At 52.1% G+C, this 20,782-nt stretch carries 18 protein-coding genes; 1 reads left to right on the top strand and 17 read right to left on the bottom strand.

Going from position 1 to position 20,782, the window contains the following annotated elements:
* Window positions 1-34 precede the first annotated feature (34 nt).
* The 17 genes from accA to rpsB all read right to left on the bottom strand — a co-directional run bounded on the left by accA (window position 35) and on the right by rpsB (window position 19,441).
* Complete coding sequence (gene accA, locus FOB24_RS06295) at window positions 35-994, bottom strand: acetyl-CoA carboxylase carboxyl transferase subunit alpha (protein WP_038637427.1); 960 nt, start codon at window positions 992-994, stop codon at window positions 35-37.
* Window positions 995-1,006: 12 nt separating this feature from the next.
* Window positions 1,007-4,489, bottom strand: a complete 3,483-nt coding sequence (gene dnaE / locus FOB24_RS06290) for a DNA polymerase III subunit alpha (protein ID WP_085048274.1) — start codon at window positions 4,487-4,489, stop codon at window positions 1,007-1,009.
* A 24-nt stretch (window positions 4,490-4,513) separates the two neighbouring features.
* Window positions 4,514-5,110, bottom strand: coding sequence for a ribonuclease HII (gene rnhB, locus FOB24_RS06285; RefSeq protein WP_038637421.1), 597 nt, complete (start codon window positions 5,108-5,110; stop codon window positions 4,514-4,516).
* Entirely contained in the window at window positions 5,107-6,255 is a 1,149-nt protein-coding gene (gene lpxB, locus FOB24_RS06280; RefSeq protein ID WP_038637418.1) for a lipid-A-disaccharide synthase, read from the bottom strand. Before lpxB ends, rnhB begins: the two co-directional genes overlap by 4 nt.
* Window positions 6,255-7,043 carry an acyl-ACP--UDP-N-acetylglucosamine O-acyltransferase gene (gene lpxA, locus FOB24_RS06275; RefSeq protein ID WP_038637417.1) on the bottom strand — a complete coding sequence of 263 codons (789 nt, stop codon included), beginning with the start codon at window positions 7,041-7,043 and terminating at the stop codon, window positions 6,255-6,257. Before lpxA ends, lpxB begins: the two co-directional genes overlap by 1 nt.
* A gap of 3 nt (window positions 7,044-7,046) precedes the next feature.
* On the bottom strand, window positions 7,047-7,502 hold the full coding sequence (fabZ, locus tag FOB24_RS06270; protein ID WP_003018528.1) for a 3-hydroxyacyl-ACP dehydratase FabZ: 456 nt from the start codon (window positions 7,500-7,502) through the stop codon (window positions 7,047-7,049).
* A gap of 103 nt (window positions 7,503-7,605) precedes the next feature.
* Window positions 7,606-8,631, bottom strand: coding sequence for a UDP-3-O-(3-hydroxymyristoyl)glucosamine N-acyltransferase (gene lpxD, locus FOB24_RS06265; protein WP_038637414.1), 1,026 nt, complete (start codon window positions 8,629-8,631; stop codon window positions 7,606-7,608).
* Between the two features lie 3 nt (window positions 8,632-8,634).
* The gene (skp, locus tag FOB24_RS06260; RefSeq protein ID WP_016151765.1) at window positions 8,635-9,120 is read right to left on the bottom strand and encodes a molecular chaperone Skp; all 486 of its coding nucleotides are present in this window, start codon (window positions 9,118-9,120) and stop codon (window positions 8,635-8,637) included.
* Window positions 9,121-9,242: 122 nt separating this feature from the next.
* A complete protein-coding gene (gene bamA, locus FOB24_RS06255) occupies window positions 9,243-11,657 on the bottom strand; it encodes an outer membrane protein assembly factor BamA (protein WP_038637411.1) in 2,415 nt (804 codons plus the stop codon).
* Between the two features lie 29 nt (window positions 11,658-11,686).
* Window positions 11,687-13,039 (bottom strand): sigma E protease regulator RseP, encoded by a 1,353-nt coding sequence (gene rseP, locus FOB24_RS06250; protein WP_150344672.1) that lies wholly within the window; start codon window positions 13,037-13,039, stop codon window positions 11,687-11,689.
* A gap of 11 nt (window positions 13,040-13,050) precedes the next feature.
* Window positions 13,051-13,908 carry a phosphatidate cytidylyltransferase gene (gene cdsA / locus FOB24_RS06245; protein WP_038637406.1) on the bottom strand — a complete coding sequence of 286 codons (858 nt, stop codon included), beginning with the start codon at window positions 13,906-13,908 and terminating at the stop codon, window positions 13,051-13,053.
* Window positions 13,909-13,920: 12 nt separating this feature from the next.
* Complete coding sequence (ispU, locus tag FOB24_RS06240) at window positions 13,921-14,679, bottom strand: (2E,6E)-farnesyl-diphosphate-specific ditrans,polycis-undecaprenyl-diphosphate synthase (protein ID WP_032940405.1); 759 nt, start codon at window positions 14,677-14,679, stop codon at window positions 13,921-13,923.
* A 187-nt stretch (window positions 14,680-14,866) separates the two neighbouring features.
* Window positions 14,867-16,063 carry a 1-deoxy-D-xylulose-5-phosphate reductoisomerase gene (ispC, locus tag FOB24_RS06235; protein ID WP_085048276.1) on the bottom strand — a complete coding sequence of 399 codons (1,197 nt, stop codon included), beginning with the start codon at window positions 16,061-16,063 and terminating at the stop codon, window positions 14,867-14,869.
* 98 nt (window positions 16,064-16,161) lie between these two features.
* Entirely contained in the window at window positions 16,162-16,719 is a 558-nt protein-coding gene (frr, locus tag FOB24_RS06230; protein ID WP_006686783.1) for a ribosome recycling factor, read from the bottom strand.
* A 139-nt stretch (window positions 16,720-16,858) separates the two neighbouring features.
* Window positions 16,859-17,584, bottom strand: coding sequence for a UMP kinase (pyrH, locus tag FOB24_RS06225; protein WP_003018549.1), 726 nt, complete (start codon window positions 17,582-17,584; stop codon window positions 16,859-16,861).
* Between the two features lie 145 nt (window positions 17,585-17,729).
* Window positions 17,730-18,581 carry a translation elongation factor Ts gene (gene tsf / locus FOB24_RS06220; RefSeq protein WP_003018551.1) on the bottom strand — a complete coding sequence of 284 codons (852 nt, stop codon included), beginning with the start codon at window positions 18,579-18,581 and terminating at the stop codon, window positions 17,730-17,732.
* A 134-nt stretch (window positions 18,582-18,715) separates the two neighbouring features.
* Window positions 18,716-19,441, bottom strand: a complete 726-nt coding sequence (rpsB, locus tag FOB24_RS06215; RefSeq protein WP_003018553.1) for a 30S ribosomal protein S2 — start codon at window positions 19,439-19,441, stop codon at window positions 18,716-18,718.
* Between the two features lie 451 nt (window positions 19,442-19,892).
* Here rpsB and map point away from each other — a divergent pair, with 451 nt between their 5' ends.
* On the top strand, window positions 19,893-20,687 hold the full coding sequence (gene map, locus FOB24_RS06210) for a type I methionyl aminopeptidase (protein ID WP_038637400.1): 795 nt from the start codon (window positions 19,893-19,895) through the stop codon (window positions 20,685-20,687).
* Window positions 20,688-20,782 lie beyond the last annotated feature (95 nt).

The raw sequence follows: 20,782 nt of genomic DNA, 5'->3' as shown, positions 1-20,782 counted from the left end.
ACAGCATTGTGGCCCTTTTCAGAATTAATGTAGCTTATGCGTAGCCGTAGCTCATCAGACGCTGGTAGCGACGGTTTTTCAGATCTTCTTTACCTAACACATCAAGATCGGCGAGATCGGCCAGCAGTTGCGCTTTCAGTGACGCCGCCATGGCTTCCGGGTTACGGTGCGCGCCACCCAGCGGTTCAGGAATGATAGAGTCGATAAGCTTCAGCTCTTTCAGACGCGGCGCGATAATGCCCATCGCTTCAGCGGCCAGCGGTGCTTTATCAGCGCTTTTCCACAAAATGGAGGCACAACCTTCCGGGGAGATAACGGAATAGGTGCTGTATTGCAGCATATTCACTTTATCGCCTACGCCGATCGCCAGCGCGCCGCCGGAACCACCTTCACCGATAACGGTGCAGATGACCGGTACGCTCAGACGCGACATTTCACGCAGGTTGCGCGCGATCGCTTCAGACTGACCACGTTCTTCCGCGCCCACACCCGGGTAAGCCCCTGGGGTGTCGATGAAGGTAATGATCGGCATGTTGAAACGTTCTGCCATTTCCATCAGACGCAGCGCTTTGCGATAGCCTTCTGGCGCTGGCATGCCGAAATTACGACGAATTTTTTCTTTGGTCTCACGGCCTTTCTGATGACCAATGATCATCACCGGACGGCCATCCAGACGCGCGATACCGCCGACGATAGCTTTGTCATCCGCATAGGCACGATCGCCCGCCAGCTCATCAAATTCATCAAACGCCAGGCGGACATAATCCAGGGTGTACGGACGCTGTGGATGGCGCGCCAGTTGGGCTACCTGCCATGCGCCAAGATCGGCGAAGATTTTACGCGTCAGTTCTACGCTTTTTTCACGCAGGCGATGCACTTCTTCATCGATGTTAATATCCAGTTTCTCATCCTGACGGCTAACCGCAGTCAGAGAATCGATTTTTGCTTCCAGCTCTGCAATCGGCTGTTCAAAATCAAGGAAATTCAGACTCATAGTATTCCTGTATTAGTCAAACTCCAGTTCCACCTGCTCCGAACCAATAAGGCCGCGGAGATCGTTTAGCAAACGATCGCTCGGAGAGACACGCCACGTCGCGCCAAAACGCAACCGCGCACGTGCATCCGCCCTCTGATAGTAGAGATGTACTGGAATTGTCCCCGAGCGGTGGGGTTCCAGAGACTGACGGAGTCGGTTTAAAAGCTGGTCATCAATTTGCCTGTCCGTCAGCGAGATAGCAAGCCCGCGAGCATATTTTTCCCGGGCTTCGTCAATATCCATGACTTCACGGGCCATCATTTTAAGCCCGCCGCTGAAGTCATCAAAGCTGACCTGTCCGCTGACGATAAGTATGCGGTCTTTTTCCAGCAATTGCTGGTATTTATCCAGGGCATCGGTAAACAACATAACTTCCAGACGCCCGGAACGGTCATCCAGTGTACAGATGCCGATACGATTGCCGCGCTTGGTGACCATTACCCGCGCGGCAATGACGAGCCCCGCAGCCGTGGTGACTTTACCACGTTCTGTCGGATGCATGTCTTTCAGCCTGTGGCCTCCAACATAGCGCTCAATTTCTTTTAAATACTGGTTGATAGGGTGTCCCGTCAGGTAAAGCCCTAACGTTTCACGCTCACCGTCTAATACTACCTGCTCAGGCCACGGTGTACAGTTGGCATAAGACTGTTCAATTTGTTCGGGTTCTTCCGCCAGCACGCCAAACATATCAGCCTGGCCAATAGCCTCGGCTTTCGCATGCTGATCGGCGGCTTTTAGCGCATCATTCAACGAATTCATCAACGCCGCGCGGTGTGGGCCAAGGCGGTCAAACGCCCCGGACATAATCAGTTTTTCCAGCACCCGGCGATTGAGTTTTTTGATATCCGTACGCGCACAGAGATCAAACAGCTCGCGGAAGTAACCGCCTTCGTTGCGCGCCTCAATAATAGCTTCAATTGGCCCTTCACCCACGCCTTTTATCGCGCCGATGCCATAAACAATCTCGCCATCATCGTTAACGTGGAAATGGTAAAGCCCGGAGTTAATGTCTGGTGGCAGGATTTTTAACCCCATGCGCCAGCATTCATCCACCAGCCCGACCACTTTCTCGGTGTTATCCATATCGGCCGTCATTACCGCCGCCATAAACTCGGCCGGGTAATGCGCCTTCAACCATAGCGTCTGGTAAGAGACCAGCGCATAGGCGGCGGAGTGTGATTTGTTAAATCCGTAACCGGCGAATTTCTCCACCAGGTCAAAGATTTTCATCGCCAGTTCGCCGTCGACGCCGCGCTTTTTCGCCCCTTCTTCAAAGGTGCCGCGCTGTTTGGCCATTTCTTCCGGCTTTTTCTTACCCATCGCACGACGCAGCATATCCGCGCCGCCAAGCGTGTAACCAGACAGCTCCTGGGCAATCTGCATAACCTGTTCCTGATACAGGATAATGCCGTAGGTTGGCTCCAGTACCGGCTTCAGACACTCATGCTGCCATTGTACGTCCGGATAGGAAATCTCTTCGCGACCATGCTTACGGTCGATAAAGTTATCTACCATCCCCGACTGTAGCGGGCCCGGGCGGAACAAGGCCACCAGTGCGATCATATCTTCGAAGCAGTCAGGCTGCAGACGTTTGATCAGATCCTTCATGCCGCGGGATTCAAGCTGGAATACCGCGGTGGTTTCCGAGCGTTGCAGCATGTCGAAGCTTTTCTTATCGTCAAGCGGAATGGCCGCGATATCGAGCGGCGGCTCGCCGTTCTTTTCACGGCGGGCGTTGATCATCTCCAGCGCCCAGTTGATGATGGTCAGCGTACGCAGCCCCAGGAAGTCGAACTTCACCAGGCCGGCGTATTCCACGTCGTTCTTATCAAACTGAGTAACCGGGTGCAGCCCCTGTTCATCGCAGTATAGCGGCGCAAAATCGGTAATTTTGGTCGGAGCGATAACCACGCCACCGGCGTGCTTGCCGGCGTTACGCGTGACGCCTTCCAGCTTACGCGCCATATCGATCAGCGCTTTAACCTCTTCATCTGCCTCATAGATTTCCGGCAGTTGCGGTTCAGCTTCGAAGGCTTTCGCCAGCGTCATGCCCGGATCGGGCGGCACCAGTTTCGAAATACGATCCACGAAGCCGTACGGGTGCCCCAGCACGCGGCCCACGTCTCGGATAACCGCTTTTGCCGCCATCGTACCGAAAGTAATAATCTGCGAAACCGCATCACGACCGTACATATCCGCCACGTGTTCAATAACCTGGTCGCGTTTCTCCATACAGAAGTCAACGTCGAAGTCGGGCATTGAGACACGTTCCGGGTTCAGGAAACGTTCGAACAGCAGGTCAAATTCCAGCGGATCCAGGTCGGTAATTTTTAGCGCATAGGCCACCAGCGAGCCTGCGCCGGAACCACGTCCCGGACCTACTGGTACGCCGTTATCCTTCGACCACTGGATAAATTCCATAACGATCAGGAAGTAGCCCGGGAACCCCATCTGGTTGATAACCTGTAGCTCAACATCCAGACGTTCATCATATTCCGGACGGCGCCTGGCGCGCTCTTCCGGATCCGGGAACAGGAACTCCAGTCGCTGTTCCAGCCCCTCTTTCGACTTCGCCACGAGGAAATCCTCGGTGGTCATATCGCCGGTCGGGAACTGTGGCAAGAAATACTCACCCAAACGCACCGTGACGTTACAGCGTTTGGCAATTTCGACGGTGTTTTGCAGCGCCTCCGGGATATCGGAGAACAGCTCGCACATCTCGTCTTCGCTACGCATATACTGCTGCGCGGAGTAGTTACGCGGGCGTTTAGGGTCGTCAAGGGTGAACCCGTCGTGGATCGCCACACGGATTTCATGCGCGTCGAAATCGCCGGTTTCCAGGAAGCGAACATCGTTGGTCGCCACCACCGGCAAACCACGCCTTTCAGCCAGTTCTACCGCGGCATGCAGATAATTTTCTTCATCTTGTCTGCCGGTACGGATCAGCTCAAGGAAGTAGCTATTGGGAAAATGCGCTTCGTAAAACGCCACGCATTCGTCAACCAGGGCGCTATTACCGCGCAACAAGCTACGTCCGACGTCGCCCATGCGGCCGCCGGAGAGCAAAATCAAACCTTCTTTTAGCTCGACCAGCCAGTCGCGGTCGATAACCGGCCCTTCTGCGCCATAACCGCGCTGATAGGCTTTTGATATCAATAACGTCAGGTTCTGATAGCCGGTATTGTTAGCGGCCAGTACGGTGAGTTGCGTGAGTTCATCACCCAATAGTTCACTGCGGACATGAAAATCTGCGCCTACAATAGGCTTAATACCGGCGCCGTGACCCGCTCCGTAAAACTTCACCAGACCACACAGGTTGGTAAAATCGGTGATCGCCAGCGCAGGCATGCCTAACGCGGCCGCCTTCTTCACCAGCGGCCCGGTTTTCGCCAGCCCATCGATCATGGAGTAGTCGCTGTGCACCCGGAGGTGGACGAAACGTGGTTCAGACATCTTCAGATTCCTTCGACACAAGAATCAGGACGTGAGTCCCAGTGCGCGTTTGACGGGGCCAAAACTGCGGCGATGGTGCTCTGTCGCGCCATACAGTGCCAATTTTTCCAGATGAAAAGCGGTTGGATAGCCTTTGTGCTGCGCAAAGCCATACTGCGGAAAAACCGTATCCAGCGCTGCCATTTCAGCATCGCGGGTCACTTTTGCCAGTATTGACGCTGCGCTAATCTCCGCTACGCGGCTATCACCTTTGACTACCGCCATCGACGGTACCGGTAATGCCGGACAACGATTGCCGTCAATCAGTACGTATTCCGGCGCAATATGCAGCCCCGCGACCGCACGCTGCATCGCCAGCATGGTGGCATGCAAAATATTCAGATCGTCGATTTCATGCGGTTCCGCACGGCCCACGCTCCAGCTTAACGCTTTTTCTTTTATTTCATCAAACAGCGCCAGGCGACGTTTTTCCGACAATTTTTTTGAGTCGTTAAGACCGATAATCGGGCGAGCCGGATCCAGAATAACGGCAGCAGTAACAACCGCGCCGACCAAAGGACCGCGCCCGACTTCATCCACACCCGCCACTAAATGCGTATGCGGATAAACAAATTCAATCATTGCGCTAACTCCAGGACTGCATCCGCTGCCTGCTCATCAGCATTGCAACGGATCTGCTGATGCAGTTCACGGAAAGTGTCATGCATCGCATGGCTGGTTTTGCCATTCGCCAGTAACGGCAACAGCGCTTGCGCCAGCGCATGCGGCTCACACTCTTCCTGCAACAGCTCTTTAACCAGTTCTCTTCCCGCTAACAGGTTAGGAAGCGAAACGTAATCCGTTTTCACCAGACGCTTCGCCAGCCAGAAGGTAAAGGGTTTCATGCGGTAGCCGACCACCATCGGACACTTTGCCAGCATACATTCCAGCGCGGCGGTGCCTGAAGCCAACAGTGCGGCATCGCTGGCCACCATCGCTTCACGTCCCATGCCATTAAGCAGATGCACGGAAAGCTCCGGCGCAACCTCGGCCTTGATACGCTCAAACTGCTCCCGGCGTTTGGCATTCACCAACGGCACCACGACTTCGAGATCCGGATAATGCTGACGTAACAGTTGCGCCGTTTTCAGAAAATCGGCGCTGAGCATCTCCACTTCCGCGCCACGGCTTCCTGGCAGCAGCGCCAGGCAATGCGCGTCGTGGGGAATACCCAAAATATCACGGGCCGCGTGTTTATCCGGATCCAACGGCATGGCATCCGCCATGGTGTGGCCGATAAAGCGGCACGGGACGTTAAATTTGTCATAAAACGCTTTTTCGAAAGGCAGAAAAGCCAGCACCATATTAGTGGATCTGCCTATTTTGAAAACGCGTTTCTGTCGCCACGCCCAGACGGACGGACTGACATAATGAATCGTTTTTATGCCCTGCTTTTTCAAGTTCCCTTCAAGGGTAATATTGAAATCAGGCGCATCAATGCCAACGAAAACATCCGGCTTGAGCTCGGTGAATCGACGAGTGAGATCGGCACGAATATGCAGTAAACGGCGCAGACGTCCGAGCACTTCAACAATGCCCATCACCGCCAGTTCTTCCATTTCGTACCAGGCTTCACAGCCTTCGGCCTGCATTAGCGGCCCCGCCACGCCAACAAAACGCGCATTGGGAACACGAGCTTTGAGTGCGCGGATTAGCCCTGCACCAAGAATATCGCCGGAGGTTTCTCCGGCGACGAGGGCAATCGTTAAAGGACGCTGCTCAGTCATTAACGAATCAGACCACGCGTTGAGCGCTCAAAGAAGTCGCTGAAAGCCTGGACTTCAGGGTGCTGTTTCGCCAGTTCGGCGATTTCCGGTTTCGCTTCTTCCAACGTTTTACCGCTACGGTACAACGCTTTGTAGGCATTACGAATCGCGGTAATCGCTTCGCGGGTGAACCCACGACGCTTCAGACCTTCGATATTGACGCCAAACGGCGTCGCGTGGTTGCCCTGGGCGATAACGTACGGTGGCACGTCCTGAGCAACGCCAGAACAGCCGCCAACCATCACATGCGCGCCGATGATGCAGAATTGATGCACCGCAGTCATGCCGCCGATGATAACAAAATCATCCAGCGAAACATGTCCGGCAAGCGTGGCGTTATTCGCCAGAATACAGCGGTTGCCTACCGTACAATCATGCGCGACGTGCGCATTAATCATCAGTAAGTTATCGCTGCCCACCTTCGTCACTCCACCGCCCTGCACTGTGCCACGATGAATGGTGACGCTTTCGCGGATGCGGTTGCGATCGCCAATTTCCACGCGGGTTGGTTCGCCAGCATATTTAAGATCCTGGTTAACTTCGCCGATGGAGGCAAACTGATAGATCTCGTTATCGCGACCAATTTTTGTATGGCCATTCACGACAACGTGAGACTTCAGTACGGTACCCTCACCAATTTCAACATGGGGTCCAACAATACAAAATGGGCCAATGTGAGCGTTAGCGCCAATACTGGCGCCCTCTTCCACAATGGCGGTAGGGTGAATAAAGGCGGATTTATCAATCACGTATCAGGCCTCCCGGCTACGGGCACACATCATCGTTGCTTCGCACACAACTTTACCGTCGACCAGCGCAACCCCTTTAAAACGGGTCAGGCCACGGCGCGTTTTCTCGAAAGTCACTTCCATGATCATCTGATCGCCCGGCACGACAGGACGCTTAAAGCGTGCTTCGTCAATACCCGCGAAATAGTACAGTTCGCCTGGTTCCAGTTTTCCTACGCTTTTAAATGCGAGGATACCGGTGGCCTGCGCCATCGCTTCCAGAATCAGTACGCCAGGGAAAATAGGTTTGCCCGGGAAGTGGCCCTGGAAGAAAGGCTCATTAACGGATACATTTTTCACTGCGCGCAGAAAACGACCTTCTTCAAAATCCAGCACGCGGTCAACCAGCAGAAACGGAAAACGGTGCGGCAGAAGTTCTAAAATCTCTTCAATATGCAGAGTATGAGTGTTAGTAGTCAAAATACTCTTCCTGTCAAAATATACTAAAAGGCAATAATAACACGGCCTGTCGCAATCGTATGAATGGGACAGGCCGAAAAGTCAGACATGCAAAAAAGGTGCTTTAGTCTTGTTGATTAACCTTGCGCTCAATCGCTTTGAGGCGCTTGCTCATATCATCAATATTCATCACCAGTGCAGCTGTTTTACGCCATACCTTATTGGGTTGTAGCGGAATGCCTGAGGAGTAGACGCCAGGTTCCGTGATAGGACGCATCACCATACCCATGCCAGTTACCGTGACTTTGTCGCATATTTCCATATGCCCATTGATCACGCTGGCGCCGCCAATCATGCAGTAACGGCCAATCTTCAGGCTACCCGCCATAATGACGCCACCGGCTACCGCCGTATTGTCGCCAATCACAACGTTATGTGCAATCTGGCACTGATTATCAATGATAACACCATTACCGATCACAGTATCGTCCAGGGCACCACGGTCAATGGTAGTACAAGCGCCGATCTCGACGCGATCGCCGATAATCACGCGACCAAGCTGCGGGATCTTCACCCAGTTACCGCGATCGTTCGCGTAACCAAATCCATCCGAACCGACGACAGTGCTGGATTGGATCAGGCAATTCTCACCGATCTGAATGTCGTGGTAAATCGTCACATTCGCCCACAAGCGAGAACCTGCGCCGATTTTTGTATTTTTCCCGACGAAGCAGCCTGCGCCAATAACCACGTTATCGCCCAGTTCTACGCCAGACTCAATGACCGCATTTGCGCCCACCGAGACATTTTTACCCAGCTTCGCCGTCGCATCGATCGCTGCACTCGGTGCAACGTTTTGTGCGGGCTGCGGCGTGGTATCTAAAATTTGCGCCATACGAGCATAGGTCAGGTAGGGATTCTTCACTACCAGCGCTGCACTCTTAGCAAATGGAAGATCGTCCTGCGTCATGACAACGGCAGAAGCCTGGCATACGCCTAAGTGTTCACGGTACTTAGGATTCACCATAAACGTGATATTGCCAGTTTGCGCAGATTGCATGGACGCTACGCCGGTGATGACGATATCGCCATCACCGTGTAATTCTGCATCCAACTGCTCTGCTAAATCAGCCAGTCGAATTGAAGGCATTACTTATTTAACCTGTTTCAGTACGTCAGCGGTGATGTCTTTTACATCGCTGCTATTGTATGCAACGGTGTTTGCGTCAACGACCAGATCGATGCTCTGGCTGTTAGCAACAGATTTCACAGCTGTCTGGATACGAGTAACCAGTTTGCCACGTTCTTCGTTGGAACGACGCGCACGATCCTGCTCAAAAGCCTGAGCTTTCTGTGAGAAAGTCTGACGCTGAGCCATAACGTCTTTTTCCAGCTTGGTACGATCGCTACCCGCTTTCATTGATTGCAGACGCTGCATTTTAGATTGCAGATCGGATTCCATACGCTGCAGTTCGCTGGCACGGCCTTTGAACTCGTTTTCCAGCGTAGCGGAAACACCTGTCTTCTGTGCAACCTGTTGGAACAGGCTACCCATGTTGACGATTGCAATTTTGTCAGCGGCCTGTGCGGACGTTGCCATCGCTAAACCGAGACCTGCAGCTAATAACCACTTTTTCACAATTAACTCCTTACCATCCCATTTGCACCCGAAGGTACAGTTCTTTGCGTGGCCAGGCGATCCCATGCAAGATCGCCTAAAGTCAGCGCTACACTACCACTACATTCCTTTGCGAAGAACAATTACCAGGTTTTACCAATGTTAAACTGGAACTGTTCCGCTTTGTCTCCATCGTACTTCTTGAACGGCTGGGCGTAGGAGAAAACCAACGGCCCCAATGGGGACATCCATTGTAAAGCGATACCTGCTGACATACGGATATTGCTCGGATCGCTATAGTCCGGTACATCCGACGGCGCAGATGACGGATCCCAGTTCGTATCCCAAACGGTACCCATATCCCAGAAGAACGAGGTACGGACCGAGTTGGCATACTTGTCGCTGATGAACGGCGTCGGGGTAATAAACTCCAGGCTGGCGACAGCCATGGCGTTACCACCTACCGCATCATCAGATTTACAGCCAGCTTCCTGAGTACAGTCTTCGTAATCATTATTATCGTCCCAGCTCGTGTGGGCGCCATTTTTATAAACAGCTTTCGGGCCGATAGTATTCGACTGGAAACCACGCACGGTACTGGAACCACCAGCATAGAAGTTCTCGTAGAACGGCATCTCTTTGCTACCGATACCATCACCATAACCCCACTTGGTACGGCCCAGGACAACCCATTTGTGATCGTCATCAATCGGCACGTAGGTCGCGGTATCCATCGACAATTTGTAGTATTCGTTATCAGAACCCGGAATGGTCACTTTACCATTCAGGTTGACACGCGAACCGTCTGTCGGGAAATAACCACGGTCTAACTTGTTGTACGTCCAACCGTAGTTGAAGGTGAAGTCATCAGCGGCAAAACTGCTGGTATCAGCGGGTTGTCCCATCGACTCAAGATAACGATCCATCGCGATCTGCGGCTGCATGTTGGACAGTTTGTTATGTACATAACCCAGGCCAGCACGCAGCGTATTGTATTCGTTAACCGGGAAGCCGAGCGTTACGTCAGTACCATAACTTTTGTTGGTATAGTCGGACAGGTCTGCATCATCCGCTTCAAAGTCGTTATAGAAGACGCGACCGCCAAGGCTCACACCGTCAACGGTGAAGTACGGGTTGGTGACAGATAGCTCAGTATAGGTCTGGTAGTCGTTTTTGGTGCCGTTAATCCCGACGGAATAACCGGTACCTAACCAGTTATCCTGCTGAACGCCCGCCTGGAAGCTCACGCCGCTCTCGGTACCGTAACCGACGCCGAAGTTAAAGCTACCAGTGTTACGCTCTTTCACCTTATAGACCACATCAACCTGATCCGGACGGCCCGGAACACGCTGAGTATCGGTATCGACGGTTTCAAAGTAACCCAGACGGTTCAGACGTTCTTTACCCTGGTCGACCAGATCGCTGCCCAACCATGCGCCTTCCATCTGACGCATTTCGCGACGCAGAACGGAGTCTTTAGACGTGTCGTTACCTTCAAAGCGAATCTTACGCACATAGAAACGGTTACCCGCATCCACATTTACGCGTAATTTAACGGTTTTGTCGGCATCGTTGATTTCAGGCTGCGACTGTACGCGCGGATAGGCATAGCCATAGCGCCCCAGAAGCTTCTTGATATCATCTTCCATTTTGGTCACTTTGGTGCCGTTATAGAGTTCGCCTGGCTCGATTTTGGTCAGGCTCTCAATTTCGGCGGAGTGTCCGGCCAGGTTACCGCTCACCTCTACCCCAGAAAGCTTGTACTGATCACCTTCAGTGATGTTAACGGTGATGTAGATACCTTTTTTATCCGGCGTCAGGCTCACCTGGGTAGAATCGATATTAAAGCGAGCATAACCGCGATCCAGATAGTAGCTGCGCAGGGTTTCGAGATCGCCCGCGAGTTTCTGTTTCTGGTATTTACGATCGCCCACTACGTTCCACCACGGCACTTCATCACGCAGTTGGAAGTGAGAGATAAGTTCGTCAGTCGAGAAGGCATGGTTGCCGACGATATTGATCTGTTGGATCTTCGCCGAAACACCTTCCTGGAAGACCAGTTTGAGGTCAACGCGGTTACGCGGCAACGGCGTTACCACCGCTTTCACACTGGCGCTGTACTTACCGACGCTATAGTAGAAATCTTCCAGGCCTTTTTCGATATCGGCAAGCGTGGTGCGATCCAGAGACTCGCCAACACGTACGCCAGACGCCTCGAGGTTTTGCTTCAGCATGTCGTCTTTCACCGATTTGTTACCGGAGAAAGTAATGCTGGCAATCGTCGGACGTTCTTTTACCTGAACCAGAAGGGTATCACCATCGCGCAGGACGCGGACATCCTCAAAGTTACCGGTGGCGAACAGAGCACGAATGGTATTACTGATGTCTTCATCATTAACCGTGTCGCCTGTGCGCACCGGCATACTGAGGAGAGCCGCACCAACGGCGACTCGCTGTAGGCCTTCGAAATGAATGTCCTTCACTACGAACCCTTCAGCACCGTATACGGTGGCGCTGCTAAACAGCAGCGACGCTATGAGCAACTTTTTCATCGCCATCGTTATTATGCGTTCTTCCTAACACTCTCTTACAACCGAGAGAAATCATTGAAAAGTGCAAGCCCCATTAACAACACCAGCAAGATAGAGCCAATGCGATAACTAAAGTCTTGAACCCGCTCGGATACCGGACCGCCCTTCAGCTTTTCAATCGCCAGGAACAGCAGATGCCCCCCGTCAAGAACGGGCAACGGAAACAGGTTAATTATCCCTAAGTTCACGCTGATAAGCGCAAGGAACATCAGGTAATAAATCACCCCGAACTCCGCTGACATCCCAGCCCCCTGGGCGATAGAAATCGGCCCACTGAGGTTGTTCAGTTTTACATCACCGGTAATCAATTTTCCCAGCATACTGACCGTCAGCTTCATCAACTGCCACGTTTTATCCGAGGCTTCGACGATGGCGCTGAAGGGTCCATACTGGCGTACAGTCTTATACTCATCAGGCAGAGGAATAATTTTAGGCACCACGCCCGCAAAACCTTCTGCCTTCCCGTTAACCTGTTTTGAATCCGGGGTTAACGTTAAAGACAAGGAACTGCCTTGTCTTTCAATATCTAGCGCTAACGGCTTATCCGGATTATCGCGCACCAGCGTCACGAACATCATCCATTGCGTCAGCGGCTGACCATTGACTTTAACGATCCTGTCGCCAGCTTGCAAACCCGCCTTACTTGCAGCCGAGTTAGCCTGCACTTCTGACAGCACCGATTCAATCTGCGGACCGCGTGGGCGAATCCCTAAACTGGCGACGGGATCCTGTTTGTCTGGCTCAAATGCCCAATGGCGCAAATCCAGCGTTTTGTCCTGCCGCTGGTTACTGCCAAACTGCGCCACGCTGAGCGTTGTATGCTCATCGCCAATTTTGGAAACCAACTGCAGTCTCACGGCATCCCAATCAGGGGTTTCGATACCATCAACCGCTTTTAGTTCCGTACCAGGCTGAATTTGCGCCTGCGCAGCAATCGAGTTGGGTGTTATTTCACCAATAACCGGACGAACGCCAGGAACGCCAATGATAAACACCAGCCAATAAGCGAAAATAGCAAAAAGGAAGTTTGCGATCGGACCTGCGGCGATAATAGCCGCGCGCTGCCCAACCGTTTTATTGTTGAAAGCGTAATGGCGCAGCTCCGGTACCACCGGTTCAGCGCGCTCATCCAGCATTTTGACGTAACCGCCGAGGGGGATTAGAGCGATGACGTATTCTGTACCCAGTTTATCGGTACGACGCCAAAGCGCTTTTCCAAAGCCAATGGAAAAGCGCTCAACGCGGACTCCGCAGCGCCGTGCAACCCAGAAATGACCAAATTCATGCACGGTGATAAGCACACCGAGTGCGACGATGAATGCAGCCAGATTCCAGAGAATACTCAGCATAAGACCATCCGTTAGAGCGTCCTGAATACCAGTAACAACAGGCAGGCAAAGACCGGTACCGCAGCCGTCAGGCTATCAATACGATCCAGAATACCGCCGTGTCCTGGAATTAAGTGACCACTGTCCTTAATACCTGCTTCACGCTTAAACATACTCTCAGTCAGGTCACCCAGCACGGAGGCCAGGGCTGCAACGATGGAGCAAATGAGCAAGGTGACAGGCGCAACTTCAAGATTCGCCCACATGCCATAACCCCATGAGATTACGGCCGCAGTGGCGAGTCCGCCAATAAAACCCTGCCAGGTTTTACCAGGAGAAACCTTCGGTGCCAGTTTGTGTTTGCCAAACAGCTTACCAAACATATACGCGCCAGAGTCCGCTCCCCAGACGAGGATCATGACATACAGCAGCCATAGCGCGCCACTATAATGATTTTCATCATAGTGCCATGCCCGTAGCGCCAGCATTCCCCAAAAGAAAGGAACAATGGTTAGCACGCCGAAAATTATGCGTAATGTTTTGGAATTACGCCAGACCGACGCAGAACCTGGGTAAAACAGTACCAGTAACAGCGCGACGATCCACCAACCCAGCGACGCCCATAGCGATACTTCAACCAGCGGCTGATGAATATTGCGATGGTATTCTGGCAGTAAAAATAGCATTAGCGCCAGCAATAGCCCGCACAAAACCGCCAGCCAGACTCGCTGTGTACGCGTGGTAAAACCGCTTAACTGTCCCCATTCCCAGGCGGCCAACATACAGACAACCAGCGTAACAATGGCGAACCCCACCGGCGGCAGCAAAAACAACGCCGCGATGACAACGGGTATTAAAACAAAAGCAGAAATCAGGCGATACTTCAGCAAAAGCGACCCCCATCAGGCTTTTTCATCACCGGGCTCGGTGCCGCCGAAACGACGCTCACGATTAGCAAAGGCATGCAGCGCACCTTCAAAGTCTTGTTCATCGAAATCGGGCCAGAGAACATCCGTAAAGTAAAGTTCGGCATAGGCAATTTGCCACAACAAAAAATTACTAATTCGATGTTCTCCCCCAGTCCTTATCACTAAATCCACAGGGGCCAGTTCATGCATACAAATTTGCTGCCCAAGCATCTCTTCATCGATTTGCTCTGGGCGCAGCAGACCTTCCTGCACCTGTTGTGCCAGTTGCCTGACTCCCTGGACAATATCCCACCGTCCACCGTAATTCGCTGCAATATTCAGCGTCAACCCGGTATTCTGGGCGGTAAGCGCTTCTGATTTGCGAATCCGTTCTTGCAAACGTGAGTTAAATCGACTGATATCCCCGATAATACGCAGACGTACGTTATGGCGGTGCAGGTTTTTCACTTCGCTATCAAGCGCCCACACAAACAGTTCCATTAACGCGCTCACTTCCTGCGCAGGTCGGTTCCAGTTCTCACTGCTAAAGGCATACAGCGTTAACGCATCAATACCGTTATTGGCAGCAAAAGAGACAGCCCGGCGGACGGATTTTGCTCCGGCCTTATGCCCAAAGGCGCGAATCTTCCCTTGCTTTTTCGCCCAGCGGCCATTGCCATCCATGATGATTGCAACATGGCGGCAACCATGTGCTGGCAAATTTTCGCTTAATGGTTTAGTTGCAGACAACATAACGCGTTTTTAGTCCCTGAAAGGATTTACGGTACTCAGGAATACTGAAGCCCATCCACAAAAAAGCCGTGTCAAACCACGGCTTACCCGACCGAAAAAAAGCAACTACCCGCGATCGAGTGGCGCAGACTATATCACTGAAGCCCAACGCTAACAAATAGCACGATCTTCCGTAGAGGGATTATCATCAGCTTGAGAGTCGCATCACTTCTTTTCTGGCGACTTCCCGCGCGATGGTATCAACCTTCAGCACGTCATCAACGCTCTGCGGCTCCTGCAAATCCATCTTATCCAGTACGGATAAATTAAGATCGGCAATATCGGTAAATCGAATCTGCTGCGCCAGAAATGCGGCAACGGTAATTTCATTCGCGGCGTTCAGTGCGGTCGTTGCCGCCTGCCCTTGCTCAAACGCGTCCATCGCCAGTTTCAGGCACGGATAGCGCTGATAATCAGGTGCGGAAAACGTCAACGCACTGAGTTGGCAAAAGTCGACAGGCTTAACGCCAGACTTCACACGTTCCGGCCATGCCATCGTATGGGCAATAGGTGTACGCATGTCAGGTTCCCCCAACTGCGCCAGAACGCTGCCATCCTGATAACGTACCATCGAATGAATAACCGACTGCGGATGAATCAGCACTTCCATCTGGCTTGCGCTGGCATTGAATAACCAACGCGCTTCAATGTATTCCAGACCTTTATTCATCATGGTGGCTGAATCGACAGAGATTTTTCGTCCCATCGACCAATTCGGATGACGACATGCCTGATCGGGGGTCATAGCAACCAGATCGCGCAATGGCGTTTCACGGAAAGGGCCACCAGACCCGGTAAGCAGTACGGACACGACGCCGTTTTGCTCAAGGTCAGCGTATCCCAGATTGAGCTGGATCGGTTGCGGTAAACTCTGAAAAATCGCGTTATGCTCGCTATCTACCGGCAAAAGCTGCGCTTTGTGGCGTTTCACGTCGTCCATAAACAGACGTCCGCAGGTGACCAGAGACTCTTTGTTCGCCAGCAAAATGCTTTTGCCCGCGCGGATTGCCGAAAGCGTCGGCAGCAGGCCCGCTGCGCCGACAATCGCTGCCATGACCTGATCAACATCATCCAGCGCGGCCATATCACAGGCAGCCTGCTGTCCGCTCATAACTTCAGTGCGGCTACCCTGCTCCAGCAGAGCCGATTTTAGCAATGCCGCGCTTTTTTCATCGTCCATTACCGCATAGCGAGGAGAAAATTCCAGGCATTGCTCCACCATACGGGCAACATTCTTTCCCGCAACCAACGCAGCAACACGAAATTTTTCCGGGTTATGGCGTACTACATCCAGCGTACTGCAACCAATGGAACCGGTTGATCCCAGGATGGTTAATTGCTTCATGAGACATCCAGAAAAATAGGGTATAGACAGAAAAAAGCAAAACGCCGCCATCCAGCCTTTGCAGGCCTTCTAAGCGGCGTTTTTAGCGTACAGATGAATCAGAACTGCATCAGTTCCGTTTCTTTCTCTGCCAGCGCCGCATCAACTTTCTTGATCGCTGCGTCAGTCAGTTTCTGTACTTCGTCCTGAGAGCGGCGATCGTCGTCTTCGCTGATCTCTTTATCTTTCAACAGCGCTTTCACTTTGTCGTTTGCATCGCGGCGTACGTTACGTACGGCAACACGCGCGCCTTCAGCTTCGCCACGCACGATCTTGGTCAGATCTTTACGACGCTCTTCGGTCAGCGGCGGCAGCGGAACGCGGATGTCGGAACCCGCTGAACTTGGATTCAGACCAAGGTCGGAAGCCATAATTGCTTTTTCAACGGCTGGTCCCATGGAACGGTCAAACACGTTGATTTTCAGGGTACGGGAATCTTCAACCGTTACGCTTGCCAGCTGGCGCAGCGGAGTCGGCGTGCCGTAATATTCCACGACAATACCATCCAGCAGGCTAGGAGAAGCACGGCCCGTACGAATTTTGCTGATTTGATTTTTGAACGCTTCGACGCATTTGTCCATGCGTACTTCAGCATCTTTTCTGATATCGTTGATCACGTTACGAATCCTTGAAAGCTCGTTTCAGTCAGACCACACCCACCACGCAAGCTGTGACAAGTATAGTCTTGATTAATTTTGAGGGACGTATCCCGCGACATTAAAGCGGAATATTACCTGCATTTAGCCGCAACGGGAATTATTCCGTGATTAACGTGCCTTCTTTTTCACCCATAACAACACGGCGCAGCGCACCCGGTTTGTTCATGTTAAAGACACGAATCGGTAATTTGTGGTCACGAGCCAGCGTGAACGCCGCCAGATCCATCACTTTCAGCTCTTTATCCAGTACTTCAGTGTAGGTCAACTGTTCGTACATGGTCGCCGTAGGATCTTTAGCCGGGTCGGCAGTAAATACGCCGTCCACTTTGGTAGCTTTCAGTACCACATCCGCTTCAATTTCAATACCGCGCAGACAGGCTGCTGAATCAGTAGTGAAGAACGGATTGCCGGTACCCGCAGACAAAATAACAACGCGGTTGTTACGCAGCAGGCTGATAGCTTCCGCCCAGCTGTAGTTATCACACACGCCGTTCAGAGGAATGGCGGACATCAAGCGAGCGTTCACATAGGCGCGGTGAAGCGCATCGCGCATCGCCAGACCGTTCATTACGGTGGCTAACATGCCCATGTGGTCGCCCACAACGCGGTTCATCCCTGCTTTCGCCAGACCAGCACCACGGAACAGGTTACCGCCACCAATCACTACGCCAACCTGAATACCCAGCTCAACCAGCTCTTTGATTTCCTGAGCCATACGGTCAAGTATGCTTGCATCAATACCGAAGCCTTCTGAACCTTGCAGAGCTTCGCCACTTAACTTAAGCAGAATACGTTTGTAGACGGGTTTTGCATTGGTAGCCATGTTTCTTTCCTGAGACTGTCAACGAATGAGATGAGTTAATTCCGGCGACATTGTATGTCGCTTTTCAGCATGACCACTATAGCGGTTCGCTGAATTTACAAGCCAGACACAAAAAGAAGCCGCCCTCAGGCGGCTCCTTTAAAAATTAAGACTGCTTGGACATCGCAGCAACTTCTGCTGCAAAGTCAGTCTCAACTTTCTCGATGCCTTCACCCACTTCGAAGCGGATGAAACCAGTTACGTCAGCGTTGTGCTCTTTCAGCAGCTGACCAACAGATTTGCTCGGTTCCATAACGAAAGGCTGGCCAGTCAGAGAAACTTCGCCGGTGAATTTCTTCATACGGCCTTCAACCATTTTCTCTGCGATTTCTTTCGGCTTGCCAGACTGCATGGCGATGTCCAGCTGAACCTGGTATTCTTTCTCTACCACTTCAGCAGAAACGTCTTCCGGCTTAACGAATTCTGGTTTGCTTGCAGCAACGTGCATTGCCAGCTGTTTAACCAGTTCTTCGTCAGCGCCAGTAGCAGCGACCAGAACACCGATACGCGCACCGTGCTGGTAGTTACCCAGAACTTCGCCTTCCAGGGAAGCCACGCGACGAATGTTGATGTTCTCACCGATTTTAGCAACCAGCGCAACTCGTTCTTCTTCGAACTGTGCTTTCAGAACTTCAACGTCAGTGATTTTGCCAGCAACGGCAGCGTCCAGTACTTTGTCAGCAAATGCCTGGAAACCAGCATCTTTAGCAACGAAGTCAGTCTGGCAGTTAACTTCCAGAATGAAAGCGATGTTGCCGTCGATTTTGGTTTTGATTACGCCGTCAGCAGCAACGTTGCCTGCTTTTTTCGCCGCTTTGATTGCGCCGGACTTACGCATGTTTTCGATTGCCAGCTCGATGTCGCCATTAGCTTCAGTCAGTGCTTTTTTGCAATCCATCATGCCTGCGCCAGTACGCTCACGCAGCTCTTTTACCAGGGATGCGGTAATTTCAGCCATTCTAAAATCCTCGGAAGATTTGATCTGCCCGGCATGAAACCGCACAGATTTAAAAGTGAAAAAGGGGCCTAAAGGGCCCCTAACCAAACGTGATACTACCTGGTTTATAAGGGGGCTCGAACGAGCGTGCCTTATTATTCAGCTTCTACGAAGCTTTCTTCCGCCTGGGAAGCCAGATCCTGAGAACGGCCTTCACGAACGGTAGTAGCTACAGCGCCCAGGTACAGGGTCACAGCACGGATTGCGTCGTCGTTACCCGGGATAACGAAGTCAACACCGTCCGGATCAGAGTTGGTATCAACGATAGCAAATACCGGGATACCCAGGTTGTTTGCTTCTTTGATAGCAATGTGCTCGTGGTCAGCATCGATTACGAACAGAGCGTCCGGCAGACCGCCCATGTCTTTGATACCGCCCAGGCTGTTTTCCAGTTTCTCAAGCTCACGAGTACGCATCAGCGCTTCTTTCTTGGTCAGCTTTTCGAAAGTACCGTCCTGAGACTGAGTTTCCAGATCTTTCAGACGTTTGATGGACTGACGAACGGTTTTCCAGTTAGTCAGCATACCGCCCAGCCAGCGATGGTTCACGAAGAACTGGTCGCAGCTGTTAGCAGCTTCTTTCACCGCTTCGCTTGCAGCGCGTTTAGTACCAACGAAAAGGATTTTACCTTTACGAGCAGAGATCTTGTTCAGTTCAGCCAGAGCTTCGTTGAACATCGGTACAGTTTTCTCAAGGTTGATGATGTGAACTTTGTTACGCGCACCGAAGATGAACGGCTTCATTTTCGGGTTCCAGTAACGGGTTTGGTGACCAAAGTGAACACCAGCCTTGAGCATGTCGCGCATGGAAACAGTTGCCATGATTAAAACCTCTATATATAAAAGTTGGGGTTAAGCCTCCACGCATCCCATATTACCGACCCCAAAGGGCACCCCGGAATATGTGCCGATACGTGTGTGTTGTTACACAAAGTGAGATTTGTCGCTCCCGTCCATCGTGTGTAGTCTTCGAATGGATCGGAAGTCCGGCGCGCTTTATACCACAAATACGCCACCGACACCAATAATTGTTGGCACTCAGTGCTGAATTGAACGATGAATTTCGTGTTACAGGCAGGCGGCAAATTTTTGAATCCCCGGGAGCTTACGGCCAGTAAGTGACTGAGGTGAAAAAATGTAGCCAACGCACCTGTGGCACGAAAGGCGAAGTTCAGAATGATTCTCAATTTGGCAGGGTACACCCCTGACTGATACCATTGTCAGCACTTACACAATTATTGCCGAAAATAATCGGCACTGATGGACAGAATTCATGGCTATCTCAATCAAGACCCCTGAAGAAATCGAAAAAATGCGCGTCGCTGGCCGTCTGGCGGCAGAAGTACTGGAGATGATCGAACCGTTTATCAAACCGGGCGTCAGCACCGGCGAACTGGATCGCATCTGTAATGACTATATCGTTAATGAGCAGCAGGCCATTTCCGCGTGCCTGGGCTACCACGGTTACCCTAAATCCGTGTGTATCTCGATTAACGAAGTGGTGTGCCACGGGATCCCGGACGACGCTAAGCACCTGAAAGATGGTGATATCGTTAACATCGACGTGACCGTGATTAAAGACGAATTCCACGGCGATACCTCCAAAATGTTTATCGTCGGCAAACCCACCATTCTGGGCGAACGTCTGTGCCGTGTAACGCAAGAAAGCCTGTATCTGGCGCTGCGGATGGTTAAACCGGGCATTCGCCTGCGCACGTTGGGCGCTGCGATTCAGAAATACGCGGAAGGCGAAGGCTTCTCTGTAGTACGTGAATACTGCGGTCACGGTATCGGTCGCGGCTTCCACGAGGAGCCTCAGGTTCTGCACTACGATGCAGACGACGGCGGCGTGGTACTGCAGCCGGGCATGACCTTCACCGTAGAACCGATGCTGAATGCCGGTGATTACCGCATCCGCACCATGAAAGACGGCTGGACGGTGAAAACCAAAGACCGCAGCTTGTCTGCTCAGTACGAGCATACTATTGTGGTGACGGAAAACGGCTGTGAGATCCTGACGTTACGCAAGGATGACACCATCCCGGCGATCATCACTCACGACGAATAATGTTTTGCCTGATGGCGATGCATTCGCATCTTATCAGGCCTACAAATTACCCCTTTACTCAAAATCATTCGAGTTGCCTCAAGGCGGCAAGAGAG

The organism is Citrobacter werkmanii (genome assembly GCF_008693645.1).
In the GTDB taxonomy this organism is placed as follows: domain Bacteria; phylum Pseudomonadota; class Gammaproteobacteria; order Enterobacterales; family Enterobacteriaceae; genus Citrobacter; species Citrobacter werkmanii.
Note: the sequence above shows the minus strand (reverse complement) of the source record. Positions and strands in the feature narration are given on the sequence as shown.

What these genes read in the sequence shown, in the direction of transcription:
- lpxD (WP_038637414.1), bottom strand. Translation starts at nt 8,631, where the DNA reads ATGCCTTCAATTCGACTGGCTGATTTAGCAGAGCAGTTGGATGCAGAA.
- rnhB (WP_038637421.1), bottom strand. Translation starts at nt 5,110, where the DNA reads ATGATTGAATTTGTTTATCCGCATACGCATTTAGTGGCGGGTGTGGAT.
- pyrH (WP_003018549.1), bottom strand. Translation starts at nt 17,584, where the DNA reads ATGGCTACCAATGCAAAACCCGTCTACAAACGTATTCTGCTTAAGTTA.
- accA (WP_038637427.1), bottom strand. Translation starts at nt 994, where the DNA reads ATGAGTCTGAATTTCCTTGATTTTGAACAGCCGATTGCAGAGCTGGAA.
- rpsB (WP_003018553.1), bottom strand. Translation starts at nt 19,441, where the DNA reads ATGGCAACTGTTTCCATGCGCGACATGCTCAAGGCTGGTGTTCACTTT.
- ispU (WP_032940405.1), bottom strand. Translation starts at nt 14,679, where the DNA reads ATGTTGTCTGCAACTAAACCATTAAGCGAAAATTTGCCAGCACATGGT.
- rseP (WP_150344672.1), bottom strand. Translation starts at nt 13,039, where the DNA reads ATGCTGAGTATTCTCTGGAATCTGGCTGCATTCATCGTCGCACTCGGT.
- lpxB (WP_038637418.1), bottom strand. Translation starts at nt 6,255, where the DNA reads ATGACTGAGCAGCGTCCTTTAACGATTGCCCTCGTCGCCGGAGAAACC.
- dnaE (WP_085048274.1), bottom strand. Translation starts at nt 4,489, where the DNA reads ATGTCTGAACCACGTTTCGTCCACCTCCGGGTGCACAGCGACTACTCC.
- ispC (WP_085048276.1), bottom strand. Translation starts at nt 16,063, where the DNA reads ATGAAGCAATTAACCATCCTGGGATCAACCGGTTCCATTGGTTGCAGT.
- map (WP_038637400.1), top strand. Translation starts at nt 19,893, where the DNA reads ATGGCTATCTCAATCAAGACCCCTGAAGAAATCGAAAAAATGCGCGTC.
- bamA (WP_038637411.1), bottom strand. Translation starts at nt 11,657, where the DNA reads ATGGCGATGAAAAAGTTGCTCATAGCGTCGCTGCTGTTTAGCAGCGCC.
- tsf (WP_003018551.1), bottom strand. Translation starts at nt 18,581, where the DNA reads ATGGCTGAAATTACCGCATCCCTGGTAAAAGAGCTGCGTGAGCGTACT.